This window comes from Paenibacillus sp. HJGM_3 (assembly GCF_045062745.1).
Classification (GTDB): Bacteria; Bacillota; Bacilli; order Paenibacillales; family NBRC-103111; genus Paenibacillus_AA.
In genome coordinates, this window is sequence record NZ_JBJGED010000013.1 from 101406 (window position 1) to 127420 (window position 26015).

General features: G+C 58.7%; 13 protein-coding genes and 1 pseudogene. 10 read left to right on the forward strand and 4 right to left on the reverse strand.

All coding sequences use genetic code 11. The features are described from left to right. Position 1 precedes the first annotated feature (1 nt). Together ACI5FR_RS16065 and ACI5FR_RS16070 are read left to right on the forward strand one after the other, a co-directional pair. On the forward strand, positions 2–5227 hold the full coding sequence (locus ACI5FR_RS16065; protein WP_405455992.1) for an Ig-like domain-containing protein: 5226 nt from the start codon (positions 2–4) through the stop codon (positions 5225–5227). 182 nt (positions 5228–5409) lie between these two features. Then, positions 5410–8508 carry a beta-xylosidase family glycoside hydrolase gene (locus ACI5FR_RS16070; RefSeq protein ID WP_405455994.1) on the forward strand — a complete coding sequence of 1033 codons (3099 nt, stop codon included), beginning with the start codon at positions 5410–5412 and terminating at the stop codon, positions 8506–8508. 62 nt (positions 8509–8570) lie between these two features. Here the strand turns inward: ACI5FR_RS16070 and ACI5FR_RS16075 are convergent, their stop codons facing one another. Then, a complete protein-coding gene (locus ACI5FR_RS16075; protein WP_405455996.1) occupies positions 8571–9731 on the reverse strand; it encodes an ROK family protein in 1161 nt (386 codons plus the stop codon). 180 nt (positions 9732–9911) lie between these two features. Between ACI5FR_RS16075 and xylA the strand changes: the two genes are divergently transcribed. The 5 genes from xylA to ACI5FR_RS16100 are packed head-to-tail and all read left to right on the forward strand — an operon-like array spanning position 9912 to position 15780. Beyond that, on the forward strand, positions 9912–11231 hold the full coding sequence (gene xylA / locus ACI5FR_RS16080; RefSeq protein ID WP_405455998.1) for a xylose isomerase: 1320 nt from the start codon (positions 9912–9914) through the stop codon (positions 11229–11231). Then, the gene (xylB, locus tag ACI5FR_RS16085; RefSeq protein ID WP_405455999.1) at positions 11231–12733 is read left to right on the forward strand and encodes a xylulokinase; all 1503 of its coding nucleotides are present in this window, start codon (positions 11231–11233) and stop codon (positions 12731–12733) included. Before xylA ends, xylB begins: the two co-directional genes overlap by 1 nt. Before the next feature lie 31 nt (positions 12734–12764). After that, on the forward strand, positions 12765–13928 hold the full coding sequence (locus ACI5FR_RS16090; RefSeq protein ID WP_405456001.1) for a Gfo/Idh/MocA family protein: 1164 nt from the start codon (positions 12765–12767) through the stop codon (positions 13926–13928). A 47-nt stretch (positions 13929–13975) separates the two neighbouring features. Next, positions 13976–14629, forward strand: a complete 654-nt coding sequence (locus ACI5FR_RS16095) for a ThuA domain-containing protein (protein WP_405456003.1) — start codon at positions 13976–13978, stop codon at positions 14627–14629. A gap of 32 nt (positions 14630–14661) precedes the next feature. Continuing rightward, positions 14662–15780 carry a Gfo/Idh/MocA family protein gene (locus tag ACI5FR_RS16100; RefSeq protein WP_405456005.1) on the forward strand — a complete coding sequence of 373 codons (1119 nt, stop codon included), beginning with the start codon at positions 14662–14664 and terminating at the stop codon, positions 15778–15780. Positions 15781–15861: 81 nt separating this feature from the next. On the opposite strand, the gene ACI5FR_RS16105 is transcribed toward ACI5FR_RS16100, so the two are convergent. Continuing rightward, on the reverse strand, positions 15862–16740 hold the full coding sequence (locus ACI5FR_RS16105; RefSeq protein WP_405456008.1) for a helix-turn-helix domain-containing protein: 879 nt from the start codon (positions 16738–16740) through the stop codon (positions 15862–15864). 155 nt (positions 16741–16895) lie between these two features. Here ACI5FR_RS16105 and ACI5FR_RS16110 point away from each other — a divergent pair, with 155 nt between their 5' ends. From ACI5FR_RS16110 to recQ, 3 genes are all read left to right on the forward strand, one after another. Further along, entirely contained in the window at positions 16896–17888 is a 993-nt protein-coding gene (locus ACI5FR_RS16110; RefSeq protein WP_405456011.1) for a Gfo/Idh/MocA family protein, read from the forward strand. Further along, positions 17885–18874, forward strand: coding sequence for a Gfo/Idh/MocA family protein (locus ACI5FR_RS16115; protein WP_405456013.1), 990 nt, complete (start codon positions 17885–17887; stop codon positions 18872–18874). Before ACI5FR_RS16110 ends, ACI5FR_RS16115 begins: the two co-directional genes overlap by 4 nt. Positions 18875–20564: 1690 nt before the next feature. Continuing rightward, complete coding sequence (recQ, locus tag ACI5FR_RS16120; protein ID WP_405456015.1) at positions 20565–22379, forward strand: DNA helicase RecQ; 1815 nt, start codon at positions 20565–20567, stop codon at positions 22377–22379. Between the two features lie 60 nt (positions 22380–22439). Here the strand turns inward: recQ and ACI5FR_RS16125 are convergent. Next, positions 22440–23205 (reverse strand): annotated as a pseudogene (locus ACI5FR_RS16125) (SDR family oxidoreductase). Between the two features lie 75 nt (positions 23206–23280). Further along, positions 23281–25956, reverse strand: a complete 2676-nt coding sequence (locus ACI5FR_RS16130) for an alpha-L-rhamnosidase (protein ID WP_405456017.1) — start codon at positions 25954–25956, stop codon at positions 23281–23283. Positions 25957–26015: the final 59 nt, after the last annotated feature.

The window sequence follows — 26015 nt, forward strand, 5'->3', positions numbered from 1 at the left end:
TGTGGGTAAGTACAAGTTTTTCACGATGCTCCTGATTGCGGCCATCGTGGCGGCATGCATCATGCCGATGGCTGGACCGTCTGTCGTTCATGCGGCAGGCAATGTGTATTATGTCGACTCGTCCGGCGGGGACGATTCGAACGCCGGAACCGATCCGGGGTCGGCATGGAAGACGCTGGACAAAGTGAACGCCACCACGTTCCAACCGGGTGACACGATTCTGTTCAAGGCAGGCGGCGTATGGACCGGCACGCTGTCCCCGAAGGGCTCCGGGTCTGCGGGCAGTCCGATCAAGATCGACATGTACGGCACCGGCAACAAGCCGCTGATCGCCGGAGCGGGCGCTGCGTCGGCGGTCTATTTCTACAACCAGGAGCAGTGGGAGCTGCGCAATCTGGAGATCACCAACGATGCGGCAACGGCAGGCGTACGCAGAGGCATTCATTTGGACGGCAGCAGCGGCACCTGGACGAATCCGAAGGTGTATCAGCATTTTGTGTTCGAGAATCTGGATATTCACAATGTGAAGGGAAATGTCGGCTCGGACTACGCCCACAACGGCGGCATTATCGTCTGGGGAACGGCTTGGGATTACCACGTATCGGATGTGACGATCAACAATTGCAAAATTTACTCGGTGGACAGTGTGGGCATCTATTTGAACGGCGCCCAGACCAAGTATTCTACAGGCCTGAAGGTGACCAACAACCTGATTTACGATGTGGCGGCCGACGGAGCCTTCGTGCTGAATACGACGAACGGTCTGATTGAGAACAATATCGTGCATGACACCCACGTCAGAGCGAGCGGTTACCATGTGCCGCTATGGGTGTTTTCCGCCAAAAACAATGTGATTCAATTCAACGAGGTGTACAATACGGCGGCGGGCGGCGACGCCATGGCCTTTGACGCGGATTATAACAGCGACGGAACCATCATCCAGTACAACTATAGCCACAACAACGCCGGCGGCGGCTTCCTGGTGGTGAACGACGGTACGAAAACGAGCAACTTCAATACGAATGCCGTCATCCGATACAACATCAGCCAAAACGACAGCGGCGCCGTATTCAATTTCAACGGAACGCCGGATACGACTTATGTGTACAACAACACCGTGTATTTGCCCAGAACTTCCCAAGCCAAGGTGATCAATCACTCCAACTGGGGCGGGTATGCCAAAAACACGTATTTTTACAACAATCTTATTTATAACCTTGGATCGGGCGGCTACACCTTTGCGAGCAGCACGAACAATGTATTTGAAAACAACCTGTTTTACGGCAACCACCCGGCGAATGAGCCGGCGGATCCTTACAAGATTACGGCGGATCCGCAGCTGGCTTCCCCCGGTTCGGGAGGCATCGGCCAAGATACGCTGATTGGATACAATTTGCTGAACACTTCTCCGGCGATTGGAGCGGGTAAGGTGATGGCGAACAACGGCGGCAGGGATTATTACGGCAACCCGGTATCCGCGACCGCCGCTCCGAATATCGGCGCATACGGCGGGCCTGGGCTCGATCCGAACAACCTTCCGCCGCTGCCCCAGCCGCCAACGGAGGAGAACCTGCTGAAAAATCCCGGCTTCGAAACGGGAGAATTCACGAACTGGCCGATTCATTATAACGGAGCATCGATTACGGCTGACGGCAATGCCCATACCGGAACTTACACAGCCAAGGTGACCGGTTCCGCCGCAGGTGTCGAGCAGACCGTCGTGAGTCTGTATCCGAATACGATCTATAAATTGTACGCTTGGGGGAAGAGCGTTGGCGGCGGCGATGCGGTGCTCGGCGTGAAAAACTACGGCGGCAACGCCATAGATGTCCACTTCAACGGAACCTCCTATACGAGGAAAGAAATCACGTTCACGACGGGCAGCTCCAATACGAGCGCGATCATTTACTTGTATAAAGGCGGCGGAAGCGGCGACGTTTACTTCGACGATGTGGAATTGTTTCAATTCAGTTCGTCTCCGGGCGGAGACGGCGGACCGGTCTTTACGGTGGGCACGGACGACGAGTTCGACAGCGCGGAATTGAACAGCCAGTGGCACTGGATCAGGGAGAACAGCGCCAACTGGTCATTGACCGCGAAGCCCGGATCCATGCGGATTGCCGGCGAAGCGGGGGACATCGTGGACGGCCAGACTACGGCCAAGAACATCCTGATAACCGGAGCTCCGGACGGGGACTGGATGATCGAGACCAGGATGGAGGGCAAACCGACTTCCAGATGGTCGCAGGGCGGGTTGATTGTCTATGTGGACGACACCACGTGGTTTCGAATGACCCGGCTGTACGGAAGCGGAAACCAGATTCAGTTCACGAAGCAGATCGATCTGGTTCGGTCTTCGGCAGAGGAGTCCGATCCGATCGATTCGCCGGTGATTTATCTTCGAATTATCAAGTACGGCAATACGTATAGCGGCTATTATTCGGCTGATGGCGTCACTTATACCCAGCTGTGGTCTACGCAGCAGGCCGCTCTCGCCAATCCGAAGATCGGTCTGATCGTAGCCGGTGGAACGGGACTTACCGCGGATTTCGACTATTTCCATGTGATCACCGACGGTATCGTGCCGCCGCCTCCACCTGCGCCGGTTCCGGTATCCGGGGTTGCGCTCGATAAAACATCGTTAAGCCTCCGAGCCGGCAAGACGGCCGTGCTGAAGGCCAGCATTACGCCTTCGTATGCCGATAATAAACAGGTAACTTGGAGCTCGGACAATCCTGCCGTAGCTGCGGTGGACAATAGCGGAAAAGTAACGGCGGTAAGCAAAGGGACGGCAACGATTACCGCAACGACAGTCGATGGAGGCAAGACGGCGAATTGTGCCGTAGAAGTTACGGAGTTTCCCCCGGGTATTCTCTTCATGGATGACCTGGAAGGCGAAACGGTCGGAAAGGCGGCCAGCGAATGGACGGTCGGTTCCGGTTCGTGGATCGTGGCCGACGATGGCGGAAACAAAGCGTACCGCCAAACCAACAATACGAATAGCGGAGCTTACAGCACGGTGAATCTGAGCGCCGACAATTTGTCCTACGAAGCCAGATTCAAAGCAAATAACTTGGGAGGCAGCACATCGGAGATCTGGTTGGGTCTGCGATGGACGGATAACAATAATATGATTCAAGCCGGGTACAATGCGGCCGGCAATCGGTGGGAAATCCGCCAAAAGGCGAATGGAGCTTACACCAGCCTGGCCAGCGTCCCCGCAGCACTGAACATAGGGCAGTGGTATTCGTTGAAGGTGACGGCCTGGGAGGGAAAAATCGCGCTCTATGTGAATGGTGCCGAAACACCGACGCTGAGCACATCCTTGGCAACCGTCAAGCAAGCGGGGCGAATTGCCGTGTATGCCGGTAAAGCGGATGTCTTGTTTGACGACTTTGTGATGCGGCAAGGCCAAAAACCGGCTCCTATCCTGGTAACCGGTGTTACGGTGGCCCCATCCTCAGTGAGAATGAGAGTTGGCGAGAGCGCATCACTGACTGCCACAGTCGAGCCATTTGATGCCGACAACAAACAGGTGACGTGGAGCACGAGCAACGCTGCAGCGGCGACCGTGAACGTTTATGGCACCGTAACGGCCGTAGGACCGGGGACGGCTGTCATTACGGCGACAACTGTAGACGGAAGCAAGATAGCCTCTTCTTCCGTAGCGGTTACCCCCCTGCCTTCGGGTGTCATTTTCAGCGATTTCTTCACCAATGAAACGGTCGGCTCGAACGCCAGCAAATGGAAGGTTTTATCCGGCTCATGGCAGGTGGCTGACGATAACGGAAATTACGTATACCAGCAAAAGGTCAATACCAATTTCGGAGCATCCAGTACGGTCAATATGAAAATCGCCGATTACACCTATGAAGCCAAGTTCAAGGCAAACAGCTTCAACGGCAGCGCAGGCGAGATCTGGCTCCTTCTCCGCTATACGGACAATAGCCAATATATCCGGGTCGGGTACAATCATGCTTCGGACCAGTGGGAAATACGGGAAAGAGTCAACGCCGTCAATACCATACTGGCAACCGCGCCTGCCGCTCTAAAAGTGGGGCAATGGTATTCGTTGAAGGTTGTAGCATCGGGACCGAACATCGCTCTATATGTGAACGGCTCCCGGACCCCGACCCTATCGACGTCGTCCGCGACCAAACTGAACAAATCCTCCATTGGGGTTCTTGCAGGCCGGGTGGACGCAGAATTTGACGATATCTTGATCTGGGACGGAGTTCAGCAGGACACGACGCCGCCCGAGCTGACGGCGCCGGCCGACAAAACAGTGGAGGCGGCAGGGGCCCGAACAGGGGTCGAGATCGGGGGTGCGTCCGCAACCGATGAATCCGATGTCACGATTGCGAACGACGCGCCGGCGGGCTTCCCGCTCGGAACGACGATTGTAACCTGGACGGCGACCGACATTTACGGGAACTCGAGATCAGCCGTGCAAAAAATCACGGTGATCGATACGACGCCTCCGACCCTTACGGCGCCTGCCGACGTCACCGTCACGGCAACGGCGAAGCTCACTCCGGTTACACTCGGAGAAGCGACTGCGACAGATCTTGTTGACGGTCCCGTGACCGTCACGAATGACGCTCCGATAGCGTATCCGGTAGGCAGTACCATTGTCACTTTCACGGCTAAGGACAGCAGCGGCAACGTGGCAACGGCCCGTATGACGGTAATCGTACGGAATACTCCTCCCGTGCTCGATCCGATCGGCGATCAAACGGTAAATGAAGGGAAGACACTTGAAATCGTCATTCATGCAGCGGATCCGAATGAGGATACGGTGACTTATAGCGTTTACGGTCTGCCTGCAGGAGCGGTATTCGATCCGGCAGCGGCGAAATTCACGTGGACTCCGGGGTATTCGCAGGCGGGCAGCTACACCGTCGCGTTCAAGGCGAGCGACGGCGAACTGACGGACGGCAAGAACGTCGCGATTACCGTTCGCAATGTGACGGCGAGCGATCTGATGTCCGAAGTCGCGGAATCCGTGAGCCGCAATCTCGAAACATCCGTCAAGGCGGAGCTGCTCGCCAAGCTGGGCAATGCGATGGATTCCTGGAACAGAGGGAATAAGCGGGCGGTGTCCGGCATGCTGCATGCTTTCGCCAACAGTGTGGAAGCGCAAAGAGGGAAGAAGATTAACGACGGTCAAGCGGATGCATGGCTGCAGTCCGTTGCAACCATCGAATCCGTCATGAGTCTGGAATAGCCGATCAAACTCCGGATATCGGGGAAGGAAGGCGTACGAACGTCTCCTTCCTTCCGGTTCCGGAAGGTTACTAGCGGATAGGAGAGGGTGGAGAAAACAGATCCCGATCTTAAAAGCGGTCTCTCCAAGAAGGGAGTTGGCAGCTTTTTAAGATAAAAAAATGGATAAGGGAGGACATGTTGATGAAAGGCAAGATGAGGTTCAGGTTTTGGGGTATGCTTCTGGGATTGTTCCTCATGATGGCAAGTATGTCGCCTGTAGTCGTTCCGGCAACGGCGCTCGCCGCCGGGACCGCATACTACGTCGACTCGGCGGGCGGCAACGACGCGAATGCGGGAACATCAGCCGGGGCGGCGTGGAAGACGCTGGACAAGGTGAACGCCATCACGTTTCAACCGGGCGACACGATTCTGTTCAAGGCAGGCGGCGTGTGGACCGGCACGCTGTCCCCGCAAGGCTCCGGGTCTGCGGGCAGTCCGATCAAGATCGACATGTACGGCACCGGCAGCAAGCCGCTGATCGCTGGAGCGGGAGCTGCGTCGGCGATCTACTTCTACAACCAGGAGCAGTGGGAGCTGCGCAATCTGGAGATCACCAACGATGCGGCAACGGCAGGCGTACGCAGAGGCATTCATTTGGACGGCAGCAGCGGCACCTGGACGAATCCGAAGGTGTATCAGCATTTTGTGTTCGAGAATTTGGATATTCACAATGTGAAAGGAAATGTCGGCTCGGACTACGCCCACAACGGCGGCATTATCGTCTGGGGAACGGCCTGGGATTACCACGTATCGGACGTAACGATCAACAATTGCAAAATTTACACGGTGGACAGTGTGGGCATCTATTTGAACGGCGCCCAGACCAAGTATTCTACAGGCCTGAAGGTGACCAACAACCTGATTTACGATGTGGCGGCCGACGGAGCCTTCGTGCTGAATACGACGAACGGTCTGATTGAGAACAATATCGTGCATGACACCCACGTCAGAGCGAGCGGTTACCATGTGCCGCTGTGGGTATTTGCCGCCAAAAACAATGTGATTCAATTCAACGAGGTGTACAATACGGCGGCGGGCGGCGACGCCATGGCCTTTGACGCGGATTATAACAGCGACGGCACCATCATCCAGTACAACTACAGCCACAACAACGCCGGCGGCGGCTTCCTGGTGGTGAACGACGGGACGAAAACGAGCAATTTCAATACGAATGCCGTCGTCCGATACAACATCAGCCAGAACGACAGCGGCGCCGTATTCAATTTCAACGGAACGCCGGATACGACTTATGTGTATAACAATACCGTATATTTGCCCAGAACGTCCCAATCCAAGGTGATCAATCACTCCAACTGGGGCGGGTATGCCAAAAACACGTATTTTTACAATAACATCATCTATAATCTGGGATCGGGCGGCTACACCTTCGCCACAAGTACCAACAACGTCTTCGAGCATAACGTCTTTTACGGCAACCACCCGGCCACCGAACCGGCGGATCCTTACAAGATTACCGCAGATCCGCAGCTGGCTTCCCCGAATTCGGGCGGGATCGGCAAAACTACATTGGCCGGCTACCAGCTGTTAAACACCTCTCCGGCCATCGGGGCGGGCAAGGTGATTACTAACAACGGAGGGCGCGACTATTACGGCAATCCGGTATCCGCGACTGCCGCTCCGAATATCGGAGCTTACGGCGGCCCTGGGCTCGACCCGAATAACCTTCCTCCACTGCCGTCGCCGCCGCCGGATGTGAATCTGCTGAATAACCCCGGCTTTGAAACGGGCGATTTCACCTACTGGCCGAATCATAACAGCGGGGTGACGATCGGAGCCGTGAACGCCCATTCCGGAACGTATGCCGCCAAGCTTACGAGCGCTGCTGCGTCGGTCGAGCAAACTGTCGTGGGCCTGTATCCGAATACGATCTACAAATTGTACGGATGGGGAATCAGCGCAAGTGGCGGCGACGCGGTGCTCGGCGTGAAAAATTACGGGGGCAGCATCATAGACGCCCATGTGACATCGACTTCGTATTCGAGGAAAGAAATCACCTTCACGACAGGCAGCTCCAATACGAGCGCGACGATATATTTGTATAAAGGCGGCAGCACCGGAGAGGTTTATTTCGACGATTTGGAATTGTACCAATACAGCGCGGCGCCCGGCGGCACGGGTACCGTATTTCCCGAAGGAACGAACGACGAGTTTGGCAGCACGACGCTGAATTCGCAATGGCGTTGGATCCGGGAGAACAGCGCCAACTGGTCCTTGAGCGCGAATCCGGGCTCTATGCGGATCGTGAGCGAAGCGGGGGATCTGGCAGGCAGGGCGGATGCGAAAAACGTCCTGCTCACCGGCGCGCCTGGCGGGGACTGGACGATCGAAACGAAGCTCGACGGCAAGCCGACCTCGCAATGGTCGCAAGGCGGTCTGATCGTCTATGTGGATGACATCACGTATTTGCGCGTGACCCGGCTGTACGGCAGCGGCAATCAATTCCAGTTCGACAAACAGGTGGCCGGTGTGCGCACGCATACGGAGGTGGCCGATACGATCGCTTCGACGGTATCCTATCTCCGGCTTGTTAAGAGCGGCAACAGCTACAGCGCGTACTATTCCGCAGACGGTGTTACCTATAACCAGATCGGAACCGCGCAAACCGCCGAACTGACCAATCCGAAGGTCGGGTTGATCGCTTGTGCGGGAACGGGACTTACGGCGAATTTCGACTATTTCCATCTTACACAGCCTACTCTGTTCAGCGACGATTTCGAGGATGGCAATTCCACCGGTTGGACCACCGGGAGCGGTGCCTGGTCGGTGGTAACGGACGGAACGAAAGTATACAAACAGACGAGTTCGAGCAGCGGCGGCGAAGCGCTCGTCTACGCAGGCAATGCGGCGTGGACGAATTACGCCGTGAAAGCGGACATCAAGCTATACAATAATAATACGAGTGCCGGATCGGGCATCTTGGCCCGCTATGTCGACAACAACAATTATTACATGTTCAGGCTGCATCAGTCGGGAAAAGTGCAATTGTATAAAAAAGCAGCCGGCACTTACACCCTGCTCGGCGATGCCGATCAAGCCGTAACGGCAGGCAGCACGTATACGCTTAAGCTGGAGTTGAACGGCTCGGCGTTGACCGGGTATGTGAACGGCGCAGCCAAGATTTCCCTGACGGACACGAGCTTTAGCGGCGGCCAAATCGGCGCAAGATCGTATAGTCAAACGATCGCGATTGATAATGTCGTCGTGACTGCGATTAATTAAACCACCTATGCGAAAGTCCCCACTCCGATAACCGATAGGAGGGGGACTTTTGTCTGCAACTGCTACAGGGTAACGCGGTCCTTGAACAAAAAGGCGGAGATCGCATAATAGGCCGCTCCCCTTACGGCAGAGTGGGTTTTGAGCTCCGCGAACCGAATGTCGAGCCCTTCCCGATGGTAGGAGAGCGACCGCATTCTCACCACGCGAAGGATGGAGTTGCGCAGCCAGGCCTCCGCCCGGACCATCTGATTGCCGATCAGGATGAGCTGTGGATTGAATGTGTTGATAATATTGGCGATGCCGATCCCGAGATATTCGCCGGTCTGATGGAAGAGCTGGAGCGCTTCCGGCTGACCGGCTTCCGCCATGTCGACGAGCGCGTCGAAGCTGGCGGCGCCGATCGCGCGCGCCTGTTCCATGAGCGCCCCCTCGGAGGCGTACAGCTCCAGGCAGCCGCGATTGCCGCAGCTGCATTTTTTCCCGTTCGACTCGATCGACGTATGGCCGATCTCGCCGGAGAATCCGTGCGACCCGCGGAAGAGATGCCCGCCCAGGACAATGCCGGACCCGATCCCGGTCCCGACGCTTAAGTACACGAGATCGTCGGAAGTGCGCCCGGCACCGTATTGCTTCTCACCGAGCGCACCCGCGTTCGCTTCGTTGTCTATCGTGACCGGCAGGCCGAACTCGCGCTCCAGCCGCTCGCGGAGCGGGAACGCCTCCCAGTGCAAATTCGGGGCGAACAGGATCGTGCCTTCCGCATCGACGATGCCGGGAACGCCGATCCCGATGCCGATAATACCGTACGGGCTGACCGGCGCCCGCTCGATCAGGGTGCGCACTTGCCGCACGAGCTGCTCCAGCACCGGCTCCGGCTCCTGGACGCCAAGCGGCAGACGATGCTCCGCCACGATGTGGCCGTCCAGGTCTGTCAAGACCGTTAGAATATACGTGACCCCCAGGTCGATGCCGACCGCATACCCGGCCGTTTTGTTGAAATGAAGCATCATCGGCTTGCGCCCGCCGCTCGACTGGCCGAGGCCGATCTCGTAGACGAGATGGGCTTCGATCAGCTCGTTCACGAGCGTCGAGACGGTCCCTTTGTTCAGGCCCGTCGTCTCCGACACCTGTGCCCGCGACAAGGGGCAGTCGGTGCGGATCGTCTCCAGCACGATGGATTTGTTAATTTTTTTGACCAACTGCTGATCGCCTGTTGTCCGCACGAATGTCTACTCCTCTTAGTATATCCGTTGATCTAATAAAGCTAGTTTAGAATACAATGAAGCAAAGTACAATAATAATTCAGCGAAACTTAGTTTAATGGATATACAAAGTCGGGCCGCTTTGTTATGATTATAGCAGCAAGATTGAGGTTATATACATTTATAAACGGGAGGCTGGGCATGAGCTACTTCGCATCGATCGGGCGAATTTCCTATGAGGGAAGCCGTTCGAACAATCCGTTGGCGTTTCAACATTATCAAGCCGAGCAAGTGATAGCCGGGAAGAAGATGGAGGAACATCTTCGCTTCTCGATGGCGTATTGGCATACGCTGACCGGAGGAGGCAGCGATCCGTTCGGTACCGCGACCGCGATCCGTCCATGGGACGGCTATAGCGGGATGGATCTCGCCAAGGCTCGCGTGGAAGCGGCTTTCGAGCTAATGGAGAAGCTGGGGCTCCGGTACTTCTGCTTCCACGACCGGGACATCGCGCCCGAAGGCGAGACGCTGCAGGAGACGAACCGCAATCTCGACGTCATCGTCGATCTGATGGAGCAGCATATGAAGTCGACGGGCATTAAGCTGCTGTGGAACACGGCGTGCCTGTTTACGCACCCCCGGTTCGTGCATGGGGCGGGAACGACGAGCAATGCCGATGTATACGCTTACTCGGCGGCGCAGCTGAAGAAGAGCCTGGAGATCGGCAAGCGCCTGGGCGCCGATAACTATGTGTTCTGGGGCGGCCGGGAAGGGTATGAGTCGCTGCTGAATACCGATATGAAGCTGGAGCTGGACAATCTCGCGTTCCTGTACCGGATGGCGATCGATTACTCGCGGGAGATCGGGTTCGACGCCCAATTCCTGATCGAGCCGAAGCCGAAGGAGCCGACCAAGCATCAATACGATTTTGACGCGGCGACTACGATCGCCTTCCTGCAGCGTTATGGGCTCGAAGCTCACTTCAAGCTGAACCTGGAAGCGAACCACGCTACGCTAGCCGGCCACACGTTCGAGCACGAGCTGCGTGTCGCCCGGCTGCACGGGATGCTCGGCTCGCTCGATGCGAACCAGGGCGACCTGCTGCTCGGCTGGGACACGGATGAGTTCCCGACCGATCTGTACGCCACTACGCTGACGATGTACGAGGTACTGAAGAACGGCGGCTTGGGCAAAGGCGGCATCAATTTTGACGCGAAGGTGCGCCGTGCGTCCTTCGAGCCGGAAGACTTGTTTTATGCGCATATCGCCGGCATGGACGCTTATGCCAAGGGGCTCAAGGTCGCGGCTCGCCTGATCGAAGACCGCGTGTTCGACGAGGCGGTCGATCGTCGGTACGCCTCGTTCCGCGAAGGCATCGGACGCGATATCGCGGAAGGCCGCGCGACGCTGGCGAGCCTCGAGCAGTATGCGCTCGAGAATCGCCCGATCTCGAACATTTCCGGCCGGCAGGAAAGGCTCAAGGCCGTATTGAACCAATATTTGTTGGAGGCGGACAAGTAATGAGCTACGTCATTGGCGTCGATCTGGGGACGAGCGCGGTCAAGACGCTGCTCGTCGACGAAGCCGGACGCGTCCGGGCCGAAGCGACCAAATCGTACCCGCTGCACCAGCCCCAGTCGGGCTACAGTGAGCAGAACCCGGAGGACTGGGTCGAAGGGACGCTGACCGCACTCGGCCGGCTGATGCGAGAGAGCGGTGTCCCGGCGGACGCCGTGCAGGGGCTCAGCTTTTCCGGGCAGATGCACGGGCTCGTCCTGCTGGACCGCGACCATCGGGTGCTGCGGCCGGCCATTCTGTGGAACGACACCCGCACGACGGCGGAATGCCGCGAGATCGAGGCGGCGCTGGGCGGGGAGCTGCTCGCCATCGCCAAGAACCGCGCGCTCGAAGGCTTCACCCTGCCGAAGCTGCTCTGGGTGAAGCGGCACGAGCCGGAGGTGTACGCGCGGGCAGCGGTGTTCGTGCTGCCGAAGGACTACGTCCGCTACCGGCTGACGGGCACGCTCGCCCTGGACGTGTCCGATGCGGCGGGCACGCTGCTCCTGGACGTCGCGAGCGGCCGCTGGAGCGAGCGCATCTGCGCGGCGGTCGGCATCGACCCGGCGCTGTGCCCGCCGCTCGTCGAGCCGACGGCCGAGACGGGCGCACTCGCGCCGGACATGGCCCGGCGCGCGGGGCTGTCGCCCCGCACCCGCGTCTTCGCGGGCGGGGCGGACAATGCGTGCGGCGCGATCGGCGCCGGCATCCTGTCCGCCGGCGAGACGCTCGTGAGCATCGGCACGTCCGGCGTCGTGCTGGCGTATGAGCCGGACGGGAGCGCCGATTACGGCGGCCGGCTGCATCTGTTCAACCACGGCCAGCCGGGCGCGTATTACGCGATGGGCGTCACCCTCGCGGCGGGCTACAGCTTGCAGTGGTTCAAGGAGACGGTCGCGCCGGACGCCGGCTTCGACCGGCTGCTCGAGCCGGCCGCCCGGGTGCGGGCCGGCGCAGACGGGCTGCTGTTCACCCCGTACCTCGCGGGGGAACGCACCCCTCACGCGGATGCGAACATCCGCGCCAGCTTCATCGGCCTCGACGCTACGCACTCGCTGCCGCATCTGACCCGCGCGGTGCTGGAGGGCATCACCTTCTCCCTGCGGGAGTCGGTGGACATCCTCCGCTCGGCAGGGCACCCCGTCGCCTCGCTCGTCTCCATCGGAGGCGGCGCCAAGAACGAGGCCTGGCTGCAGATGCAGGCCGACATCTTCGGGGCCGACATCGTGAAGCTCGAGAGCGAGCAAGGCCCCGGCATGGGGGCGGCGATGCTCGCCGCCGTCGGCTGCGGCTGGTACCCGACGCTCGCGGAGTGCGCAGCCGCATTCTTGAAGCGCGCCGCCACGTACGTGCCTCGGCCGGAGGCGATCGAGACGTACGAGGCGCTGTACGGCGTTTATCGGCGCGTCTACGCGGCGACGAGAGAATTGAACGAGGCGCTCGTCCCGTTCCGGGCGGGAGTCTGAGCAGAACGAGAACCCATAGGGAGGGATCGAGATGACACGAGAAGTGCGAATCGGGATGATTGGGTACAAATTTATGGGCAAGGCGCACAGCCATGCATACCGGGATTTGCCGATGTTTTTCCCGCAGGCGGCGAAGCCGGTCATGAAGGCGATCTGCGGCCGGAACGCCGAAGGCGTGCAGCAGGCGGCCCGGCAATTCGGCTGGGAATCGGCGGAGACCGACTGGTTCGAGCTGATCCGCCGCGACGACATCGACGTCGTCGATATCAACGCGCCGAGCGATGCGCATCACGCGATCGCGGTCGCGGCCGCCAGGGCCGGCAAGCATTTGTTCTGCGAGAAGCCGCTCGCCTTGACGCTGGCGGACGCCCGCGACATGCTGCAGGTAGCGGAGGAAGCCGGCGTGAAGCATATGGTCGGCTTCAACTACCGGTTCGCACCGGCCGTCCGGCTGGCCAAGAAGCTGGTCGACGAAGGCCGGATCGGCCAAATCTATCACTTCCGCGCCTGGTTCCTCCAGGATTGGATCGTCGATCCCGAATTCCCGCTCGTCTGGCGGCTGCAGAAGGAGGTGGCCGGTTCGGGCTCGCACGGGGATCTGGGCGCCCATCTGATTGACTTGGCCCATTATCTGGTCGGCGATATGCGCGAGGTGATCGGCATGAGCGAGACGTTCATCAAAGAGCGGCCGATGCCGAGCTCGATGACCGGCCTGAGCGCCCAAGGCAGCAAGGACGGCCCTCGCGGCCCCGTCACGGTCGACGATGCGACGCTGTTCCTGACCCGATTCGAGAACGGCGCCCTGGGCAGCTTCGAGGCGACCCGCTTCGCGCCGGGACACCGGTGCACGAACTCGTTCGAGATCAACGGCAGCAAGGGCAGCATCAAGTTCGACTTCGAGCGGATGAACGAACTGCAAGTGTATTTCACAGAGGATGCTGAGGATGTACAAGGCTTCCGCCGCGTGATCGCGACTGATCCGGCTCATGCGTATGCGGAGGCTTGGTGGCCGCCGGGACATACGATCGGGTATGAGCATACGTTCGTGCATGAGGTGCTGGAGCTGATGGAAGCGCTGAAGGAGGACCGCCAGCCGGTACCCAACTTCCATGACGGCGTCAAGTGCCAGCAGGTGCTGGAAGCGGTCGACCTGTCCATCGCCGAGCGGCGTTGGGTCGGGGTGAACGAGCTGTAAGCGAGTGTCTGACAATAGAACGAGAAAGAAAGAGAGGGACCGGTGACATGCAAGCAAAACAAGCGCTGATCGTATGGGGCGGCTGGGACGGACATCAACCGAAGGAAGTGGCGGGTCTGCTCGCGGGTCTGCTGCAGGACGCCGGGTTCGAGGTGGAAATCTCCGACACGCTGGACCGGTTCAAGGATGCGGAGAGCCTGAAGGCGGTCGACTTGATCGTGCCGATCTGGACGATGGGTACAATCGGGAAGGACCAGCTCGGACCGCTGCTCCAGGCGGTGAAGGAGAATGGTACTGGCATTGCCGGCTGTCACGGCGGCATGGGGGATTCGTTCCGCATGGAGGTAGAGTACCAATTTATGGTCGGCGGCCAATGGGTGGCGCATCCGGGCAACGACGGCGTCCGCTATACGGTCAACATGCGGCAGCCGGACCATCCGCTCGTGCGGGGCATTGAAGATTTCGAAGTGTCCTCGGAAAAATATTACATGCATGTCGACCCCGCGATCGACGTGCTGGCCACGACGACGTTCGAGGGCTACGGACCGGGCGGGAGCGACGTGCTCATGCCGGTCGTCTGGACGAAGAAGTACGGAGCGGGGAAAGTGTATTACTGCTCGCTAGGCCATCAGGCCAATATCGTAGCGATGCCGCCAGTGCTGGAGCTGATGAAGCGCGGCATGGTGTGGGCGGCACGCTGACCGGGACCCGTTATAATGAAGGAGGAGTTTCCTTGAGCGCAATCTCTGCGAAGAAGCTGCGGGTCGGCGTGATCGGCTGCGGCAAAATAAGCGACGCCTATTTCAAAACATGCAAGCTGTACAGCTCGCTGGAAGTCGTCGCTGCGGCGGACTTGGATGTATCGCGCGCCCAAGCGAAGGCGGCTGAATACGGTCTCGCGCATGCGTACACCGTCGATGAGCTGCTGGCCGATGCTTCGATCGACCTTGTGATCAATCTCACCATTCCCCAGGCGCATGCGCCGGTAGGGCTTGCCGCGCTGCGCGCCGGCAAGCACGTCTATGCGGAGAAGCCGCTGTCCGTCACCCGCGAGGAAGGCCAGTCGCTGTTGCAGGCGGCCCGCGACAGTGGGCTGCGCGTCGGCAGTGCGCCTGATACGTTCCTGGGCGGCGGCATTCAGACGTGCGTGAAGCTGATCCAGGACGGGTGGATCGGGCAGCCGATCGGCGCCTCGGCGTTTATGGTCGGCCGCGGGCATGAGCATTGGCATCCCGACCCGGCGTTCTATTACAAGGCCGGAGGAGGTCCGATGTTCGACATGGGGCCGTACTACTTGACCGCGCTTATCGCGATGCTCGGACCGATTCGGCGCGTGACCGGATCCGTGAAGACGTCGTATCCGCAGCGCACCGTGCTGAGCCAGCCGAAGTTCGGGCAGCTGATCGACGTAGAAGTAGCGACGCACGTAACGGGCGTGATGGACTTCCATAACGGTGTCACCGGCACGATTATCACGAGCTTCGACGCCTTCGGCGGCGCGGATCTGCCGCGTATCGAGATCTATGGCAGCGAAGGCACGCTGAAGGTGCCCGACCCGAACACGTTCGGAGGGCCTGTGTTCATTCGCCGCAAGGACGCGAAGGATTGGAGCGAGATCCCGCTCACGCATGGCTTTGCGGAAAATGCGCGGGGGCTCGGCGTACTCGACATGGCGCGGGCAATCGCAGAAGACCGGCCGCACCGCGCGTCCGGCGAGCTCGCTTACCACGTGCTCGAGGCGATGCACGGATTCCACGACGCTTCCGACCAAGGGAAGCACTACGAAATGCAGAGCGCATGCGACAAGCCGGCGCCGATGCCAATCGGAGTGTCGCTAGAGGCATTCCGATGAAGAACCGTTAAGAATTACTAAGAGTACCGTCTGGTTGTCGGACGGTACTCTTGCCGTTTCGTTGCGGGACATACCTCCCCATTATAGAGGCCCCCGCCTCAGCCTCCGCAGATACTCCTTTGGCGTACAGCCGTTATGTCGCTTGAACAACTCATAAAAATGCGCCATATTGTGAATGCCTACTTCAGCCGCAATATCGGTGACGCTTCGGTCGCTCGTGACGAGCAGCCGCTCCGCATTGCGGATGCGCCGCAAATTCACGTAATCGGTGAAGGAGTCGCCGATCCCTTTTTTGAAATACTTGGAGAAATACGTATAGCTCATCCCGACCAGCCGGCTGACGTCCTCCATTCGGATCTTCTCCGCCAGATGCTCGTCCACATAGTCGATAATCCTCTTCATAACCGCGGCGTCCACGCCTTCATGTCCCTGCAGGAGCCCTTTTCGATCGCCACGCAGCAGCGTCAGCAGCAGATGTTTGATGTGCATGCTCGCCGCAATCTCGTATCCCTTAGGCTTCTCGCTGATCTCTTCCAGGATGGCGAGGATGATGCGGGCCACTTCCTGCTTGACCGGTTCATTCTCCAGGAAAATATAGTTGAGCGCCTCGAGCGGATGGTAAATTTCCGTAAAATGCCGATAATACATCATCATGGCGGGATCGAAATAAGGTTGCAGATCGAAATGCAACACAACGCACCGCATATCTTCGTCGCCGACCTTATGCCCGAGGTGAAGCTGCGAGGAGCCGACGGCTACGACGTCCCCGGGGTACAGGCGGTAGACGCGGTTCACGGTGTGAATCTCGTGCCTGCCTTCGCGAACGAGGACGAATTCGATTTCCTTGTGATAATGCCACCGCGAATGAAGCTGCTGCTCCTTCTCCACCACCTTGAATTCCATCACTTTAATGCACAGCTGCGGGTTCTGGTAGTGGATCGGCTCTTTGAAAATTTCCATCGGGTTTCACCGCGCTTTCGATCGGGCTCGGGGCAATGGCAAATTTGGATACAAACGGGACAAATAGCGGCATAGTCACATGCCTTGCAATCATTGTATCTTGTCACTAGTAGGGTATCATGAAATTCAGATTAGCACAAAGAAGGAGAATCGAAATGAAAGTAGCCGTAGTGGGATCCGGCGGGATGGGGCGTATTCATGCCCATGCCTATACCCGGATGGCCGGCGTCGAATTGGTCGGGGTATGCGACATCGAGTTTGCCCTGGCGGAAGAGCTGGCACGCAATACGAACTCGCGAGCGTTTCCTTCGTTTGAAGCTTTGGTGGAAGCGGTGTCGCCGGAAGCGGTCAGCTTGACGCTGCCCAGCCATCTGCACAAGGAATATGCGATCAAAGCCGCGGAGCGGGGCATTCACGTCATCAGCGAGAAGCCGATTTCATTGTCGCTGGAAGATGCGGAAGCGGTAATCCAGAGCTGCGAGAAGCATGGGGTGAAGCTGTTCGTAGGGCATGTGGTGCGGTTTTTCCCGGATTATGTACAAATGAAGAACGCGGTCGAAGCCGGCAAGCTCGGCACGATCGGCGTGGCTCACTTCAAGCGGATCGGCGGTCATCCCGGCAACGTGCGTCCTTGGTTCAAAGAGGAGGACAAAAGCGGCGGCGTGATCGTGGATTTGATGGTGCACGATATCGACTTCGCACGCTGGACGTTCGGCGAAGTGAAATCGGTGTATTGCATGAAGCATACCGACAATAACATGGACTATGCTTTGGCTACGCTCGTATTCGAGAGCGGCGCAGTGGCCAACCTCGAAGCGTATTGGGGGTACCCGGGCGCGTTCCGGACCGCCGCCGAGATCGCCGGCTCGAACGGAGTCGTCCGCGCGGACAGCGCGACCTCCAGCTCGCTGCAAGTACGCAAGGCTGCGGTCGACGGCGAAGCCGGCCGGTTCGTCGAAGTGCCGCAGAGCCCGTCGATCCATAGCCCGTATTACATTGAACTGCAGCACTTCATCGACTGCATCCGGGGGAACGCCGAGCCTGTGGTGACCGGACGCGACGCCTATAAAGCGCTGGAGATCGCGAACGCGGCGAGAGAATCCGCTCGGACCGGACGTGCCGTACTGCTGGGAGGTGCCGTAGGATGAGTAAGAAATTAAAAGTAGGGATGATCAGCTTCGCACACGGCCATGCGTTCTCCTACCTGCATTCGCTTCTGGAGCTTCCGGAGGTGGAAGTCGCGGGAATTGCGGACGAGAATGAAGCTCGTGTCGCGGACGTCGTGGCCAAGCACGGCATCGCCTATTACTCGGACTATCGGGAACTGTTGAAGACCGATATCGACGCTGTGGTGATCTGCTCGGAGAATGTGCATCACGCCCGGCTTACGATCGATTCGGCGAACGCCAAGAAGCATGTCCTGTGCGAGAAGCCGCTCGGCCTGTCGGTCGAGGAGATGCAGGCGATGATCGACGCGTGCGAGTCGAATGGCGTGCAGCTCATGACCGCCTTCCCGTGCCGGTACATCACCGCCGTCGTGCAGGCCAAAGAGGCGGTCGACCGCGGCGATATCGGCGATATCGTCGCCATCAAGGGTACGAACCGCGGCTCGTTCCCAGGCAGCTGGTTCGTCGACAAAGCCTTGTCCGGCGGTGGCGCCTTGCTCGATCACACTGTTCACGTAATGGACTTGATGAACTGGATCATCGGCTCGAAGGTGAACGAAGTGTATGCATATGCTGCCAGCGTGTTCCACCCCGAAGCCGGCATCGACGATGCGGGGATGATTCACGTCAAGTTCGCGAACGGCGCCTTCGGCGTCATCGATACGAGCTGGTCGCGGCCGAAGGCCTTCCCGACATGGGGCGACGTGACGATGGAGATCATCGGCACGAAAGGCGCTATCACGGTCGACTCGTTCGCGCAGAAGAACGAGCTGTACACGAACGATGTGGGCAAGGGCGTCTACAGCTTCTGGGGCGACGGGATGGACGAATATTTGGTCAAAGGGTTCGTCGATGCGGTGCTGCAAGGGAAGCCGGTGCCGATCAGCGGGCTAGACGGCTTGCGCTCCGCGGAAGTGGCGCTCGCCGGTTACCGCTCGGTCGAGTCCGGCCAACCCGTACAATTGTAATCGCGTTTGCGTCTTAGTGAAGCCTCCGGCGGATGCCGGGGGCTTTTTTCTCCTCCCTCGGGCTACGATCCCTTCGCACAGGATGGGCTTCACGAAATGATGGCAATGCCGCCAACCCTATGGCCTCTTCCCCTTAACTCAGGATGTGGTTAGTAGACGAGAACCCCTCCGGCTTCCTTTTAGCCACTATCCCTTTCGCTCAGGAGAGGACTCACGAAACGTTATCCATTGCGCCACCCTCTGACCACTACCCCCCTTCGCCCAGTGAGAAGTTTCGCAACAGTATGTGAACACCGGATCTAACGAAACAAGTCCATTCCACCATCCCTATAGCCACTATCCCTTTCACTCAGGATGAGGTTCACTAATCGTTGTCCATAGCGCCAACCCTGGTTCACTATTCCCTTTTGCCCAAGAGGAGGTCTTACGAAGCGAGATCGTCCCGGCACCCCTATAGCCACTATCCCTTTCACTCAGGATGAGGTTCACTAAACGTTGTCCATAGCGCCAACCCTGGTTCACTATTCCCTTTGCTCAAGAGGTGGTCTTACGAAACAAGTTGATTCCGGCATCCCTATAGCCACTATCCCATTCACTCAGGATGAAGGTTCACTTTCGTTGTCCATTCCGCCAAACCTGTTTCACTATCCCTTATGCTCAGCAGGAGGTCTTACGAAACGAGACCACCCCGGCATCCCTATAGCCACTATCCCTTTTGCTCAGGTTGAGAATTCACTAAACGTTGTCCATTCCGCAAACTCTGTTTCACTATCCCTTATGCTCAGGAAGAGGTCTTACGAAACGAGACCATCCCGGCATCCCTATAGCCACTATCCCTTTCGCTAAGGAGGAGACTCACGAAACGTTATTCATTGCGCCACCTCTAACCACTATCCTTTTCACCCATTGAAGATTTTCGCAAAACTACGTCAACACTCATCACTACCCTCACCTATCGCCTGATGATCCGATCGGTGCCGGCTACTCACGTCTTCCCGAACTCACCATCTTTTTTACTCAAAACTACGGCTTTGTTTAGGTCTATCCAGTGACCATAGGGAAGGAAATAGCCGGTGTGAAGGTAGGAGAGGATCATGGAAACGAGATCACTCTGCCTGACGATCCTGAAACCATTATCCCTCTCGCTTAAAACCGCGGTCGGGTCTATCTGAAGGGTGTACTTCTACACCGTCTAACTACCTTCATTCCCTGAGCGAAAGGGATAGTGGCCATAAGGAAGGGGAAACAGCCGGTGTGAAGGTAGGAGGGGGTAATAAAAAACGAGATACTTGCCTGACGATCCTGAACCATTATCCCTCTCGCTTAAAACCGTGGTCGGGTCTATCGGAAGGGCGTGCCCCTACACCGACTAACTGACTTTCATTCCCTGAGCGAAAGGGATAGTGGCCATAAGGAAAGAAAAACCCAACCATTAAGAAGTGACAGGTGAGCAGGAGGGGGTCATATAAACACCATCATTCCCTGAGCGAAAGGGATAGTGGTCATAAGGAAGGGAAAACCCCTGTCGATGTCAAGGGCCCGGTGTGCAGGACTAGTCGGTCTCACCGAAAAATCGGTCCCTAGAGTGAAATAGATGAACCGGGAACGCCCTAACCTTGCCTTGTGGGGCCATCCGGGTTACGATAGTAGGCAATAGGACCAAGCATGGTGATTGGATGGTAACTATAAGATGATAAACAATACGAATCTAACGCTCGACCAGGCGAGACGGGTGCTTCAGCGCATCTACGGCTATCCGGATTTCCGCGAAGGGCAGAAGTCGATCATACAAGATATTTTGCGCAATCAGGATACGCTCGGCATCATGCCGACGGGGGGCGGGAAGTCGATTTGCTACCAGGTGCCGGCGTTGTTGCTCCCGGGGACGACAATCGTCGTCTCGCCGCTTATCTCGCTGATGAAGGACCAGGTAGACGCCTTGGACGGGCTCGGAATCCCGGCGACCTACATCAATAGTTCGCTGACCGGCTCGGAGACGAGCCGCCGGCTGAGGGGAGCGGCCGCGGGCGAGTACAAGCTCATCTATGTCGCGCCCGAGCGTCTCGAGACGGACATGTTCGTCTCGCTCGCGCAGCGGATCGACGTCCCGTTCGTGGCGATCGACGAGGCGCATTGCGTCTCGCAGTGGGGCCATGACTTCCGGACGAGCTATCTGGCGGTGGCGCCGTTCCTGCGCCAGCTCGAGCGCCGGCCGCGCATCGCGGCGTTCACGGCGACGGCTACCGAGAACGTCCGCACCGACATCGTCCGGCTGCTCGGCCTCGAGTCGCCGAAGGTGCACGTGACCGGGTTCGACCGGTCGAACTTGAGCTTCTCGGTGCTGAAGGGCGTGAACCGGGAAGATTACGTAATGCAATATCTCACCCGACATGAGGATCAGGCGGGTATCATCTATGCCGCCACGCGCAAGGAAGTGGACCAGGTGCATCAGATGATCCGGCGCAAAGGTATCCCGGCCGGCAAATATCACGCCGGGCTGAGCGACGGCGAGCGCCAGGAGATGCAGAACCAGTTTCTGCGCGACGACGTCCGGGTCATGGTCGCGACCAACGCGTTCGGCATGGGCATCGATAAGTCGAATGTGCGGTACGTCCTCCACTGGAGCATGCCGAAGAACATGGAGTCGTACTATCAGGAGGCAGGACGCGCTGGGCGCGACGGCGAGCCGGGCGAATGCATCTTGCTGTACCAGCCGCAAGACATTCTGATGCAGAAGTTTCTGATCGAGCAGTCGGTGTCGGCGCCTGAGCGCAAGCAGCAGGAGTTCCGTAAGCTGCAGCTGATGATCGACTATTGCCATACGCAAAACTGTTTGCGTTCTTACATCTTGGGCTACTTCGGAGAACGGCAAGAAACCGGCGCGAAGTGCGGCAATTGCAGCAGCTGCAATGACGACAGCGAGGTCGTCGACATGACCGTGGAGGCGCAGCAGATTCTCTCTTGCATCCGCCGGATGAACGAACGATTCGGGGTGACGCTCGTCGCCCAGGTGCTGAAGGGCTCTTCGAACAAACGCGTCCTGGAGTTCCGCTTCGACCGGCTGCCGACATACGGGCTCATGAAGCACCACTCCGAGAAGACGATCATGGACATGATCCAATTGCTCATCGCCGATGGCTACATCGGGCTGACCGACAGCCAGTATCCGGTGCTGCGTCTGCTGGCCCCCGCCGCGGACGTGCTCCGCGGCGAGAAGCAAGTCTCGCGCAAGGTGCGCGAGGTCAAGAAGCGCGTGGCGCGTGCGGGCGACGCGCTGTTCGACGAGCTGCGCGCCCTGCGCAAGCAGCTGGCCGACCGCGACGGCGTGCCGCCGTACGTCGTCTTCGCCGACAGCACGCTGCGAGAGATTGCCGAGCAGCTGCCGGAGACCGAAGCGCAGCTGCTAGCGGTGAAGGGCGTCGGGCAGGCGAAACTGACGAAGTACGGCCTACCGTTCCTCGAAGCGGTTCGCGCTTATATGGCGCAGCAAGCGCTAGGCGGATAAACCAATGAAACCGGCTGTACATGCGGGACCACCCTCGCACGTACAGCCGGTTTCGTTCGTTCACAAGCGAGAGCCGCCGCTCGCGTCTATCAATTGCCCGGTCACCCAACGGCCGTCGGGGGAGGCGAGGAAGGCGGCGATGTCCGCCACGTCCTCCGGCTGTCCCCAACGACCGAAGGCGGAGAGACCGGCGGCGAATTGCCGTCCGCCCGCATCCTGCAGCGTGCCGGCGTTCATCTCGGTATCGATGATACCCGGCAGGATCGCATTCACCGTAATGCGACGGCTGCCCAGATGCTGGGCGAGGACGAAGGTGAGCGTGTTGAGCGCCCCTTTGGAAATGCTGTAGCCGAGCAAGTTCGGGAAGGCGATGCGCGTAACCGCGGACGAAGTGTGCGATGATCCGGCCTTCGTCCCTCATCCGGGGTAAAGCTTGTTGGATCAGGAAGAGCGGAGCCTTCACATGAAGATGCATCACCTCGTCGAATGATTGCTCCGTCGTTTCTTCGAGCGTGGCCATCTGTCCGATTCCCGCATTGTTCACGAGAATGTCGAATCGTTTAGCCCCAGTCCGGCTCTGCAGAACATCATCCAATGCCGCGAACAACGCATGTATACCGTTCAAGGCGGACAAGTCAGCACCGATTGCGAATGCAGCCCCTCCGTGTGCTTCAATCGTACGAACTACATCCTCGGCTTCTTGCTGCCTCGTTCCATAATGGACGCCGACCAAGGCGCCCTCCCGGGCCAATCTCAACGCGATCCCCCGGCCGATTCCCCGGCTCGCTCCAGTCACTAATGCGATTTTTCCTGCCAACTTGCTCATGGTCTCATCTCCCTATGTCGAATTCATGATTAGTTATAACACAGGGAGACAAGCGGAATGTTGCGCTCTTATTCCTTAAGCCGTCGCATACTCGAACCGGTAAGTGCCCGAGCCGAGCTCGACCTGAAGTCCTGCCGCCGACGGCTGTACCGAGAGGATGCCCGATGCCTCGGCCAGCGGGGTGCCGCTCTCGTGGACACCTGATCCCGTCCCGGATGCGCCCGGCAGCGTGACGACCGCCTCCGTATTCGCCGGGATGGTCACGGCGACGACGATCCGCCCGTCAGGGAGCGTCTCCCAGCCGGAGGCGATTTCCCCGTACATCGAGTCGTGAGCCGCTTCGACAAGCGTGAGCGACGAGGTTAATGTAGGCGCGATGCGAATCTTCTTGTAGCCCGGCCGCTCCGGGTCGGTCTCGATGCCGGCCGCCACCTGGTACAGCCAATCGCCGATCGAGCCGTAGGCGTAGTGGTTGAACGAGTTCATGTCGTCGCTCCAGAACGTCCCGTCCGGCTTGATGCCGTCCCAATGCTCCCAGATCGTCGTCGCCCCCTGCAGCACGGAGTACAGCCAAGACGGGTATTCCTGCTGCAGCACAAGTCCATACGCCTGCTCTGTATAACCATAGCGGCTCAGGGCATGGCACAAGTAAGGGGTGCCGACGAAGCCGGTTGTCAGCCGACCCTTGTTCTCCTGAATATACTCGGCCAGAATCGATGCCGCGCGTGGGCGATGCCGCTCCTCCAGCAGATCGAAGGCGAGCGCCAGCGCATAGGCGGTCTGCGTCGGCGAAGCGACTCGGCCGTTCGGCGTCACGAACTCCTGGCGGAACGCCTCCACGATCCGCTCGTACAGCTCCTCGTAGCCGGCCGCGTCCTCAGCCTTGTTCAGCACGCGGGCCGTCTTGGCCAAGAGCTGCGTGGAGTAGGCGTAGAACGCAGTTGCGATCAGGTCGCGCGGCGTCGCGCCGATATAGCTGCCTTCCTTGGCGTCGAGGGCGACCCAGTCGCCGAAGTGGAAGCCGGTGTTCCACAAATATTCGTTGTCCCCCTGCGACCTCATATAGCCGATCCACTTTTGCATGCTCTCGTATTGATTTTCCAATATGCGCGTGTCCCCATAGCATTCGTAAATCGTCCAAGGGCAGATGACGGCGGCGTCGCCCCAGGCGGCCGAAGAGTGCGAATCCGGCTTCAGCACATGCGGAATGACGAACGGTACCCCGCCGTCAGGCAGCTGCTCCGCGGCCAAGTCCTTCAGCCATTTGGTGAAAAAGGGCGCGACGTTCATATTGAACGCGGCCGTCCGGACAAACACCTGCGCATCGCCCGTCCAGCCCAGCCGCTCGTCGCGCTGAGGGCAATCGGTCGGGATGTCAAGGAAGTTGCCTTTTTGCCCCCAGACGATATTGCTCTGCAGCTTGTTCAGCAGCTCGTTCGACGTCCGGAAGCGGCTCGTCGGCTCCATGTCCGTATGAATGACGACCCCGACAAAATTGCCGTCCAGCTGTTCGGCCGGTACGCCTGTCACTCTCACATAGCGGAACCCCTGGAACGAGAAATACGGCTCGTAAGTTGCGGGTCCGTCGCCTCGGCTGATGTACGTGATCGTCTGTTTCGCCTTGCGCAGGTTGCCGATATAGAAATTGCCTTCCTTATCGAGCACTTCCGCATGATTCAGCTGGACCGTAGTTCCGGCCGGAACGTCCACAGTGAACCGCACCCACCCGACCATGTTCTGCCCCATATCGAGCACAAGATCGCCCGAAGGCGTCGTGAAGCGGCTGACCGGCCGAATTTCCTGAATCGCTCGCGTAGGATCGTTCTCTTGAGCGACTAAAATTTCCTTCGTATAGTCCAAGATGTCAACAGGCGCCCATCCCGCATCGTCATAGCCTGCCCCCAGCCAGCCTGCGGTTTCCAGACGTGCGTCGTACGTCTCTCCGTGGTAAATCTCGGACATGAGGAGCGGGCCTGCGCTTGCTTTCCAGGCGTCATCCGTGCCCAACACGTCTTCACTGCCGTCGGCGTATCGCACGTGAAGCTGAGCCAGAGCGGCGCGGTCCTCGCCATATAGGTTACGCTCGTCCACCCAGCCCAAATTGCCCTTGAACCAGCCGTTGCCCAGCATAATCCCGATCGCGTTCGCGCCTTCTAAGAGGAGGCTCGTCACATCGTAGGTCTGTACTTGAAGCCGATGCTTGTAGCTGGTCCACCCGGGGGCGAACAACGTATCGTCGGCCGGCCGCCCGTTCACGTACACCCGGTAGAGGCCGAGTGCCGTGGCGTACAGTCGGGCCGACACGACCGGCCCCTTCAGACTGAACGCGGTGCGCAGCTGGTGGCACGGCTCGGGAGCCCCTTCCGCTGTCGGCAGCTTGGCGGTAATCCATTGCGCCGTCCACTCGGACCGGTCGATCCCCGTTTCCCAATATGCCGTCTCGCTCCAGTCCGATGCTTCATCTTGGGCGTTCCATGCTTTTACCCGGTAGTAGTATCGGGTTCTGGGTTGAACCGGATCGCCTCCGTACGGGATGTGGACCGATTGGTCGGAGGCGGTTTTGCCGGTATCCCAAGTCAATGCGCTTTGAAAATCATTGTCTGTGCTCACCTGTACTTGATAGGCGGATTGACGCGCGCCGCGTTCAGAGGACTTCAGCTTCCAGCTTAGTCTCGGCTCACGTTCCCCGATGCCCAGCGGATTGCGCTTGTACTCGCATCGTAAGTCGGTTACGTTCCAATTAGGGGACATTGTCGATCTCCTTTTCACATGGGCTCTAAGGCCGCTTGCTGCTTTCAGTGTAAAAGGAC

Excerpts from the sequence above, each read along its gene's own strand:
- ACI5FR_RS16070 (WP_405455994.1), top strand. The coding sequence starts at position 5,410 with ATGAAAGGCAAGATGAGGTTCAGGTTTTGGGGTATGCTTCTGGGATTG.
- xylA (WP_405455998.1), top strand. The coding sequence starts at position 9,912 with ATGAGCTACTTCGCATCGATCGGGCGAATTTCCTATGAGGGAAGCCGT.
- xylB (WP_405455999.1), top strand. The coding sequence starts at position 11,231 with ATGAGCTACGTCATTGGCGTCGATCTGGGGACGAGCGCGGTCAAGACG.
- ACI5FR_RS16090 (WP_405456001.1), top strand. The coding sequence starts at position 12,765 with ATGACACGAGAAGTGCGAATCGGGATGATTGGGTACAAATTTATGGGC.
- ACI5FR_RS16095 (WP_405456003.1), top strand. The coding sequence starts at position 13,976 with ATGCAAGCAAAACAAGCGCTGATCGTATGGGGCGGCTGGGACGGACAT.
- ACI5FR_RS16105 (WP_405456008.1), bottom strand. The coding sequence starts at position 16,740 with ATGGAAATTTTCAAAGAGCCGATCCACTACCAGAACCCGCAGCTGTGC.
- ACI5FR_RS16110 (WP_405456011.1), top strand. The coding sequence starts at position 16,896 with ATGAAAGTAGCCGTAGTGGGATCCGGCGGGATGGGGCGTATTCATGCC.
- ACI5FR_RS16115 (WP_405456013.1), top strand. The coding sequence starts at position 17,885 with ATGAGTAAGAAATTAAAAGTAGGGATGATCAGCTTCGCACACGGCCAT.
- recQ (WP_405456015.1), top strand. The coding sequence starts at position 20,565 with ATGATAAACAATACGAATCTAACGCTCGACCAGGCGAGACGGGTGCTT.
- ACI5FR_RS16130 (WP_405456017.1), bottom strand. The coding sequence starts at position 25,956 with ATGTCCCCTAATTGGAACGTAACCGACTTACGATGCGAGTACAAGCGC.